Genomic DNA, 8906 nt, shown 5'->3' on the forward strand with positions numbered 1-8906 from the left:
TGGACGGGCAAGACGAGCGCTCTATTCCCCGCACCATGAAAAAAGGCGGCCAACTGGCCGCCTTTTTGTTTGAGCTTCCAAATCCTAAGTCCGGCGGAAGAGCCCGACCAGCAGCGAAACCACAAGGAACGCCAGGAAGAGGAAGAACAGGATCTGAGCGATACCGGCGGAAGCTCCGGCGATACCACCGAAACCGAGAACGCCAGCGATCAGAGCAATGACGAGAAAGACGAGAGCATAGTAGAGCATGGGTGCCTCCATGGTGATGTCTTGTCAAATAAACGTCGAACCAGTTGGCAAGTTCCTGAAGACAACAAAAAAGCCGGCAAAGCCGGCTTTTGAGTTTGGATGAGAAGAGGCTTAGGCCGCAGCGCGGGAGCCGTCTTCGAAAAACAGCGCCTGGCTGATCAGAGCCTTGACCATGTCGGGATTGAACGGCTTGGTCACGAGGAAGGTCGGTTCAGGACGTTCGCCCGTAAGAAGGCGCTCGGGGAAGGCGGTGATGAAGATCACCGGCACCGAATGGGTGTTGAGGATGTCGTTGACCGCATCAATGCCCGAACTGCCATCGGCAAGCTGGATATCGGCAAGGATCATGCGCGGATTGGTCTGGTTGAACAGCTTGATCGCTTCGGCATGGGTGCGGGCGATGCTGACAACCTTGTGGCCAAGGCTTTCCACCATCTGCTCGATATCCATGGCGATCAGAGGTTCATCCTCGATAATCATGATCTCGGTTGCCACCTGGCGCGAAATCTCATGAGAGGCTTCGTCCAGCAGTTTGGCAAATTGTGCATCTGAGACGTCCAGCACTTCGGCTGCTTGGGCGTGCGTGAAGCCTTCAACGGCCACCAGAAGGAAAGCCTGACGGGGGCGCGGCGAGAGGCTAGCAAGGTTCCTTGCTGCGCGCTGCTCCCAGGCAAAGCTAGAAATGGGTTCTGGAATATCGACGGACGACGATGTGAACAGCGCCGAGAAGAGCTTGTACAACGCAATCCGATCGCTGGAGGCTTCCGGGAAGAGCGAAATGTCGGCAATCAGTGCTTCCAGCGTGGCTGCGACATAGGCGTCGCCAGACGTCTGCGACCCTGTAACCGCCCGGGAAAAACGCCGGAGGTAAGGCAGGTGCGGCGCGATCCGCGTGGACAATGACATGTAGGAAACTCCAGTGACGCTTAAGACCGTGACTTCTCGAGATGACTAAATCGCTGCGGCAAAGAAAAGTTCCGGAAGTTTGGAACTATTTTTGTCGAACGGAATTTCTGATCGGTAGCGGCAAGCCCGGGAAGCTAGAGTTAGGGTATGACGAAAGATAATTTTGCGAGCCAACAGAGCATTCGGCCTCAGCCGGATGACGGGTTAGGTCCAACAACGGATATTGGTTCGCGGTTGCGGGCTCTTTATGGAGCTGTGCAGGAGGAGGGGGTTCCAGACCAGCTTCTCGACCTTCTGGAAAAGCTCGATAATGCAGAGCGAGACCAGTCCAAGCAGACATCCCAGAGCGGAGATTGATCGCATGGCGACCGAGACCCCCTCGTTCAAGCGAGAAATGCTGTCTACGCTTCCGAGCCTGCGCGCTTTTGCGGTCTCTTTGACCGGCAAGCACGACAAGGCGGATGACCTGGTACAGGACACCGTGATGAAGGCCTGGGCGAAGCAATCGAGCTTCGAAATGGGCACGAATATCAAGGCCTGGCTGTTCACCATCCTGCGCAATGAATTTTATAGCCAGATGCGCAAGCGTGGCCGTGAAGTGCAGGACAGCGACGGCGCGTTTACGGAGCGCTTGTCCGTGCACCCATCCCAGTATGGCGCGATGGATCTTGAGGACTTCAAGAAGGCTCTTTCGGAGCTTCCCGACGATCAGCGCGAAGCCATAATTCTGATTGGTGCTTCCGGCTTCTCCTATGAGGAGGCTGCCGATATCTGCGATTGCGCCGTCGGAACGATGAAGAGCCGCGTTAGTCGTGCTCGGTCGCGTCTACAGGAAATGCTCAAGGTCAGCGGGGAATCCGACTACGGTCCGGACGCCTTGTCGACGCAGGTCACCACAACCAATCACTCCTTCTGAGCACTGAAGAGGCCAGCGACCAAGGCCAGGGTGCGCTCAGAGGGAGCAGGCTTGAGCAGGATCGGGGTTCCGGCAAACCAGTTCAGGTGCTGCTGAAGATCGGAATCGGCCGTCAGGCCGATAACTGGAATGCCCTTGCGCAGCAACTCGCCGACAAGCGCGATGTGCTCGGGCAGTTCCCGCTCGACCTCGATGATAGCGAGGCGACAGTCCAACCAATCGGCCGCAATGTCTTTTGCATGTCCCGGATTTTGGGCAATGATCACCTTGCCAGGACCCAGAGGGTCCAGGGTGTTCTGCAGGTCAAGCGCAATGAGATATTGCGCTTCGACGATCAGCACCGTGTGGCCAGAAAGCATGTCACCTATCCGTGCAAAGTAGGTCGCTTTTGGGCGCTCTCAAGCCGGGGTGTCATTTAAAAAAGACATGTCGTGGAACGGGTTTGGCGGTGGCACGTTGAGGTGCCACTTGCCCCACGAACGGTCCGGGATTTCCCTTTGAGCCTCGTCTTTCCCAGCACTGGCCGCCGTGTGCCGTGCGAGCAATGTCCGTTGCGAGGCCTTCCCAGTTTCCGCAATTTCACCGATCAGGAATTGCGCTTCGTTTCCTCGTTCAAACGGGGCGAGCTGGTGGCCGAGGCGGGTTCAACCATTCTTTCCGAGGGCAGTCACAGCCCGCATCTCTACACCGTGCTCTCCGGCTGGGCGTTTCGCTTCAAAACGCTGCAGGATGGGCGTCGGCAGATTCTCAACTATCTCCTCCCTGGCGATCTCTTGGGATTGCAGGGGTCGATGATGGGGGAGATGGAGCACTCGGTGGAGGCGCTGACGAGCATGGTGCTCTGCGTATTCCAGCGCGACAAGCTCGATAGCCTTTTCGAGGGATATCCAAGGCTAGGGTTCGACGTGACCTGGATTGCGGCCCAGGAGGAGCGAATGCTCGACGAGCATCTGCTGAGTCTGGGGCGGCGAACGGCGGTTGAGCGGGCTGCCTATCTGCTGGCTTTTCTGCATAGCCGGGGCGAGGCACTTGGGCGAATGTCGGACAAGCCTCTCCATATCCCCGTCACGCAGCAACACGTGGCGGATACGCTGGGCCTCTCCATCGTTCACACCAACAAGACGCTGCGCAAACTCGCGGAGAAGGGCCTCATTCAGTGGCTCGACCGGAGTTGCGAAATCGTCGATGCCGAAGGACTGCGCGAGCTTGCGGATTGGGAAAAGCCCAAGGAGCGAATGCGTCCGCTCATATAGGCCGCGGGCCTCATTGCTGCCATTGCAGCATGGCAAGCGGAAGACATACCATAGGGGGCCGTCGGCTTTTGGCAGGGGTCGGAAAGAGACGGTGTGGATGAGTGTGGTGGGACAAATAGTGGCCGGCGCGAAGACGCCAGTATTAGGACGACGGGCCGCTAGGCGTATTGCCATATGGGTTTCGCTGGTTCTTGTTTGCCTGGCAGCGGTCGTCTCTCTTCTTCTCATGCAAGGCATGGATCGCCAGCTTCGCGATATCACCGACACCTATGCGGTTCGCGATACCGCCAGGGAACTCGTCAATGTGATGAGTGAGGCGGAAGCCGGGCAGCGCGGCTTTGCGCTGACGCGCGATGCGCAACTGCTGGAATCGTACCGTTCCGCGGCGGCGCGCGTTGATGCCTATGTGCAGTCGCTGCTTGAAATGACGGCGGATGACACCGCCCAGGCCGAACGGGTGCGTTCCATCACCGGGGATATTGCCGGCAAAATGGCCGAAATGGCGCGCACCGTCGAATTGGTCGCCGCTGCGCGGCAGGACGAAGCGCAGAGCCTGATCGAGACCGGCATGGGCGTTCGGCTGATGAGCGAGGTTCGCGATACGCTCGAGGCCTTTATCGCTGAAGAAAACCAGAAGCTCGCGCTGCGCAACGAGGGGATCGACCGCTCGCGTATCTGGCTGGTGGGAACCATTATTGCGGCTCTCGCGGCTGCCGTTTGTCTCGCCTATTCCCTGATGGCCCGCACGCAAAAGCAGGTGAGCGCCATGGCTGTGCGCCATCGTGGTCTCATCGATCAGAACGAAGCACTGGAAGCCGAGATTGCGGAGCGGACCAGAGCTATCGAGGAAGCGCGGGCGCATGCCGAGCGCGAACGGCAGCGAGTCGAAGCTCTCTTACAGGACACCAGCCACCGGATCGGCAATTCGCTGGCGACGGTTTCGTCGTTGCTGGCGCTGCAGCTTATGCGCACCCGGTCGGCCGAAGTGCGCACGGCCCTCGAAGCGGCCCGGTTGCGCGTGCATGCCATCGCGTCGGCGCATCGTCGCCTGCGTCTTGGTGACGACATGGAATCGGCCAGCGCCGACGAGTTCCTGAGCGCCGTTCTCGAAGACATTGCGATGACCCAGACCGATTCCGGCCGCATTGCCATCGAAGGCAAGATCGATAGAATCGAGGTCAGTGCGAGGGATGCCACGACGCTCGGCATCCTAGTTGGCGAGTTCGTGACCAATGCGCTCAAGCACGGTTTTCCAGACGGTCGCAGCGGTCGCGTCGAGGTGGCCCTGTTCCGCGACGAAGCCAGCGTGCCGACACTGCAAGTTTCGGACAACGGCGTCGGTCTTCCCGAAGGTGAGGATGAGGGCGGGCTTGGCTCGGTCATCATTCGACAGCTCTCGGGTCAGTTTGGCGGTGAGCCCATCTATGTCAGCGCTCCGGGGGAGGGCGTCACCATTACTGTCTCCTTGCCTGCGCTCGACAGGACGCCCGCTTCGCCAAGCCAATCAGCCACGGAGTAATCCACATGCGCGTTGCCGCGATCTTCAATAGGGATAGCGGCACCTTGCGAACCATGGATCTCGACGCGTTCTGTGCGGAGGCCGTAGCGGTGTTCGCTGAGGCAGGGCATGAGTTGCAGTGCCACATCGTTGGCGGGCACGATGTCCTTGCCGTGATTGAAAGATTTTCCACCGATCCCGATGTCGACGCCATGATTGCCGCCGGCGGGGATGGCACCATTTCTTCGGCAGCGGCTATAGTGCACCGCACCGGGAAAGTGCTCGGCATATTGCCTGCGGGCACGATGAACCTTTTTGCCCGGGCCCTTGGCGTGCCACCGGACATTCGCAAGGCGCTTCATGCCGTGGCCTGGGGATCGGTGGGTCAGGTCGATCTGGCGACCGCGAATAGCCAGCCCTTTGTGCACCAGTTCGGCGTAGGCATTCACGCGCGCCTCGTACGAATACGCAATGGCATGACCTATAGCAGCCGGGTGGGCAAGATGCTGGCAAGCCTGCGCGCCATCGCCGCAGCAGCGCTCAATCCGCCGCGTTTCGAGGTTGAATTTGAAGATGATTCAGGGCGTCAGAAGCGGATTGTTTCCGGGATTGCTGTCTCCAACAATCCGCTCGACGACGGTCCCGTGCCTGTCGCGCAACGTCTCGATACCGGAAGGCTTGGGATATATTTCGCTGGCAGTGTGACCACGGGCGAACTGATCAGCCTCGTCATCGACGTGCTGATCGGCCGCTGGCGCGCCAATCCGCAGGTTACCGAACTGGAAAGCGAGAGCCTGATCCTCCACTTCCCCAAGCGAAAGCGGGAGGTTTACGCGGTGATCGATGGCGAGTTGATAGAGCTCGAACGCGATGTGGAACTCACCATCCTGCCGCAGGCGCTGTCGGTGATCTTCCCCGCAAAAGACGCGTAGGAAAGCTCGTGGCGGCGTGCCGTCACGAGTCTGGGGCGTCCTTCTCCCGCAACAAGGCCAACACCGTCAAGGCGGCAGCTGGAATCCCCAGGCGAAGCAGCATGGGCGAGCGGGTCAGAAGGGGCAGTGCGGTGAGCGCTGCCGTTGTCAAAAAGGCGCCAGCGTCGCTGGAGCGCCGGCGCTCGGCAAGACGCTTGCGGTGCCGGTTCTCGCTGATGGCAAGGCCGATATAGACGGCCAAAGCGAGAGCGAGGAACGAACCGGCCAGGATCAATGTGGCCGTCAACGGGCCCACAGCGTCGCTGAGGGCGATGAAGCCCGCTGCGAGGAGGAAGGCGAAGCCAATGACCGCGAAGATCAGGATCAGCGCGTAGACTATGGCCAAGCCTTTTACCCGTTGGCCAATCCCCTCGACCTCAAGGCCGAGGAGTCCTGCGAGCGGCATCAATAGGCCGAGCATCAGCGCGTCAGCAGGGCCAGAACGAAGCCGATGCCGAGTGCGGTGGCGACCGCCGTCAAAGGTTTTTCCCGGATCGTATCCTTGAGCTGCTGCTCGTATTCGCCGGCCTGATCCTGCGCCTCTTCAACCATGTGCTTGCCACGGCTCTTGAGGTGACGGAATTCGGTCTCGGCGATGTCGCGAACTTCGTTCGCCTTTTCGCCAGTCAGCTTGCGAAGGGTTTCCGTGATGGATTTCAGGTCGGACTGAAGCTGGGCGACCTGTGCCTCAAGTTCCTGTTCGCGTGTCTTGGTAGCGGGTCGACGCGAGCCTGCATTGCTGCTCTTGCGGGTCGAGGTGGGCGCCATATCGGTCGTCGAAGCCATGAGTACACTCCTGTTCTGTAATCAGAAAACGCCTGACGTGGCAGGCGGTTCCGCACCATTGTGGCGAAAGAGAAAGCCCCGACGCACAAAGTGCATCGGGGCGAGAGGCGAACCGAAAGGGGGGCGTCTGTCGGTTCGCGAGGGCACGGAACGCTTGGCGCGTGTGCCTTTATTCAGGTGATGCTAAACGCGCCCCATCAGGACCAGGATCAGCACCACGACGAGGACCACGCCCAGAATGCCGGACGGGAAATAGCCGAAGCCTCGGGAATAACCCCAGCTCGGCAAAGCACCGATCAGCAACAGGATCAGGATGATGATGAGAATTGTACCGAGCGTCATGTAACTACCTCGACTCTTTATCTGGCCCTGGCGCCTCAGTTTGAGGCAGGCCGATTGTTGTTATCTTTGTGGTCGGTCGGCGCGAGAGGCTGACTAGAGCAGCGCGACAAGCAGCGCGGTGGCTGTCGCGAGGATCAGTGCCGCGGGGAAGAGTGCGCGGGCGACTTCGCCGAAATGGGGGGAGTTGTCGTAGACCTCGTTGTTCCACACTGCGGTGGAGCGGCCTGCATGTTCGAGAGCTCTGATTTCAGCCTGTGTCATCTGTGCCTCCAACACCCCGCAAGTAGCGGAGTTCTCAGTCAAATTGCCCGTCGCGGGCGGCTTGACAAACAAACGGCGAGATACAGATTTGGTTCCAGCGGCGCGAACGGATCGTTATTCGACCTTGATGACGTCGACCGACTGGCGTGTTTCATGCGAGCCGTGGGTGCGCAGCACTCCAACGATGGGCGAGATGTCGGCATAGTCGCGGCCGTGGCCGATGGAGATATGGTCGCCGCCGGCAATCATGGCATTGGTGGGATCGAATTCGATCCAGCCCGTGTGGGCGCCACACCAGACGCGCACCCAGGCGTGCATGGCGTCGGCGCCTTCGAGCCGCGCCTCGCCTGCTGGTGGAATAGTGCGGAGAAATCCAGAGACATAGCCCGCCGGAATGCCCATGCCGCGCAGACCCGCGATCATCACATGGGCAAAGTCCTGGCAGACGCCCTTCTTCAGTGAGAACGCCTCGGCAGGTTTGGTCTCGACGTCCGTGGCCTTGGGGTCGTATTCGAAGTCTTTATGGATGGCGAGGCAGAGCGCCATGGCCTTGGCGAGGATGGTTTCGGACGTCGCGGTCTCTTTCTCGGCATATTCGGTGATGGCCGGGACGATCTGCACACGCGGCGAGGCGGCAAGGAAATGCTGCGGGCTATCGGCTTCGACCGACCAATAGCGGGCCACTTCGAGGCCAAGTTGATCGAGTGAGGCTGAAAGGTCCGCAGGTTGTGCGAGATCGTCTACCTGAACCCGGGCGCTCAGGCGCACCTCAAGCTTTTCATGCGGTTCGACGAACGTGACGTCGCTGACCGTATTGCCGAAAAAGTCGACAAAACTGGTCAGGCGATGCGGTTTTGGCGAGAATGACAGCGACGAGGCGATGACCCGCTGTACGCCAGGCACCGTTGTGGGAGCGACGCGAATATGGTGGCGCCCCCCGTGAACCGGGGCATCGTAGTCGTAGGTCAGGGTCAGGCGGACATCGTACAGCATGGTCAGGTAAAGTAGTGCGCGGCAATGAGACTGGCGAGGAGCCCGATCTCGTTGGAAATTTCGTCGAGCTTGTCCGGGGTCATGGTTTCAGGCTCAGCGGTGATGAGCCGGGTCTGCAATTGCAGGGCCGCCTTGGCGACGCCCGAAAGCTGGCCATCGCGGATGCCGCCGGGCAGGGTCTCAAGCTGGGTCAGCAATTCAGTGAGCTGGAACAGCACCGAGCGCGGATTGAGTGGATCGAGCACCAGCAGATCGATGGCGCTTTGCGTGCCCGCGGTCACCGAATAGCGGCGGCGGTGGGACATGACGCTGTCGCCGATTTCGAGCAGCATTTCGAGCGAGCCGTCCGGGGCATCGTCGCCCGTCAGCCAGCCGGTGATGCGGGCGATCTGGATGGCGCGTTCAAGTCGGCGGCCGATTTCGAGGAAACGCCAACCGGCAAAGCGATACATGTTTTCATGCACGAGGCCGGAGAAGCCCGCGAGCTTGCGCAGCAGCACAGTCATGGCGCGGGTGGCGTCGTCACCGGTGCCGATACGCGTCGCAAAGCGCTGGGCGGTCTTTTGCAGGTCGTTGAGCGCCAACCAGCCATCGGGCGAGAAGCGGTCGCGGATCTGGCCGGCGCTATGGACGGCGCTGCCGATCGATATCAGCAGGCCCTGCGGCATGGCCTCGGTTGCGTCGACATCGATGCTTTCGAGGAATTCTGCGCAATGGGTCAGGATCGGCAG

General features: G+C 60.1%; 14 protein-coding genes. 5 read left to right on the top strand and 9 right to left on the bottom strand.

The genetic code is table 11. The features are described from left to right. Window positions 1-84 precede the first annotated feature (84 nt). Entirely contained in the window at window positions 85-249 is a 165-nt protein-coding gene (locus ABW043_RS09210; RefSeq protein WP_353920918.1) for a DUF1328 domain-containing protein, read from the bottom strand. Between the two features lie 111 nt (window positions 250-360). After that, on the bottom strand, window positions 361-1155 hold the full coding sequence (locus ABW043_RS09215; RefSeq protein ID WP_353920919.1) for a response regulator: 795 nt from the start codon (window positions 1153-1155) through the stop codon (window positions 361-363). Window positions 1156-1302: 147 nt separating this feature from the next. Between ABW043_RS09215 and ABW043_RS09220 the strand changes: the two genes are divergently transcribed. Next, window positions 1303-1512, top strand: a complete 210-nt coding sequence (locus tag ABW043_RS09220; protein WP_353920920.1) for a NepR family anti-sigma factor — start codon at window positions 1303-1305, stop codon at window positions 1510-1512. Between the two features lie 4 nt (window positions 1513-1516). Continuing rightward, window positions 1517-2071 (top strand): RNA polymerase sigma factor, encoded by a 555-nt coding sequence (locus tag ABW043_RS09225; RefSeq protein WP_353920921.1) that lies wholly within the window; start codon window positions 1517-1519, stop codon window positions 2069-2071. Here ABW043_RS09225 and ABW043_RS09230 read toward each other — a convergent pair. Then, window positions 2059-2412, bottom strand: a complete 354-nt coding sequence (locus ABW043_RS09230) for a response regulator (RefSeq protein WP_353920922.1) — start codon at window positions 2410-2412, stop codon at window positions 2059-2061. The genes ABW043_RS09225 and ABW043_RS09230 overlap by 13 nt on opposite strands. Before the next feature lie 156 nt (window positions 2413-2568). On the opposite strand from ABW043_RS09230, the gene ABW043_RS09235 reads away from it, so the two are divergent. From ABW043_RS09235 to ABW043_RS09245, 3 genes are all read left to right on the top strand, one after another. Next, a complete protein-coding gene (locus tag ABW043_RS09235) occupies window positions 2569-3324 on the top strand; it encodes a Crp/Fnr family transcriptional regulator (protein ID WP_353920923.1) in 756 nt (251 codons plus the stop codon). A gap of 235 nt (window positions 3325-3559) precedes the next feature. Beyond that, window positions 3560-4843, top strand: coding sequence for a sensor histidine kinase (locus ABW043_RS09240; protein ID WP_353920924.1), 1284 nt, complete (start codon window positions 3560-3562; stop codon window positions 4841-4843). A 5-nt stretch (window positions 4844-4848) separates the two neighbouring features. Beyond that, the gene (locus tag ABW043_RS09245; RefSeq protein WP_353920925.1) at window positions 4849-5754 is read left to right on the top strand and encodes a diacylglycerol/lipid kinase family protein; all 906 of its coding nucleotides are present in this window, start codon (window positions 4849-4851) and stop codon (window positions 5752-5754) included. Between the two features lie 22 nt (window positions 5755-5776). On the opposite strand, the gene ABW043_RS09250 is transcribed toward ABW043_RS09245, so the two are convergent. The 6 genes from ABW043_RS09250 to ABW043_RS09275 all read right to left on the bottom strand — a co-directional run. After that, window positions 5777-6214, bottom strand: coding sequence for a hypothetical protein (locus tag ABW043_RS09250; RefSeq protein ID WP_353920926.1), 438 nt, complete (start codon window positions 6212-6214; stop codon window positions 5777-5779). Further along, complete coding sequence (locus ABW043_RS09255) at window positions 6214-6579, bottom strand: ElaB/YgaM/YqjD family protein (RefSeq protein ID WP_353920927.1); 366 nt, start codon at window positions 6577-6579, stop codon at window positions 6214-6216. Before ABW043_RS09255 ends, ABW043_RS09250 begins: the two co-directional genes overlap by 1 nt. 183 nt (window positions 6580-6762) lie before the next feature. Further along, the gene (locus ABW043_RS09260) at window positions 6763-6921 is read right to left on the bottom strand and encodes a DUF3309 family protein (protein ID WP_082561091.1); all 159 of its coding nucleotides are present in this window, start codon (window positions 6919-6921) and stop codon (window positions 6763-6765) included. A 93-nt stretch (window positions 6922-7014) separates the two neighbouring features. Then, window positions 7015-7182 carry a hypothetical protein gene (locus ABW043_RS09265; protein WP_353920928.1) on the bottom strand — a complete coding sequence of 56 codons (168 nt, stop codon included), beginning with the start codon at window positions 7180-7182 and terminating at the stop codon, window positions 7015-7017. A gap of 114 nt (window positions 7183-7296) precedes the next feature. Then, a complete protein-coding gene (locus ABW043_RS09270) occupies window positions 7297-8175 on the bottom strand; it encodes a transglutaminase family protein (RefSeq protein ID WP_353920929.1) in 879 nt (292 codons plus the stop codon). Window positions 8176-8177: 2 nt separating this feature from the next. After that, on the bottom strand, window positions 8178-8906 hold a 729-nt coding region (locus ABW043_RS09275), incomplete at its 5' end, for an alpha-E domain-containing protein (RefSeq protein ID WP_353920930.1).

The organism is Devosia sp. (genome assembly GCF_040509215.1).
In the GTDB taxonomy this organism is placed as follows: Bacteria; Pseudomonadota; Alphaproteobacteria; order Rhizobiales; family Devosiaceae; genus Devosia.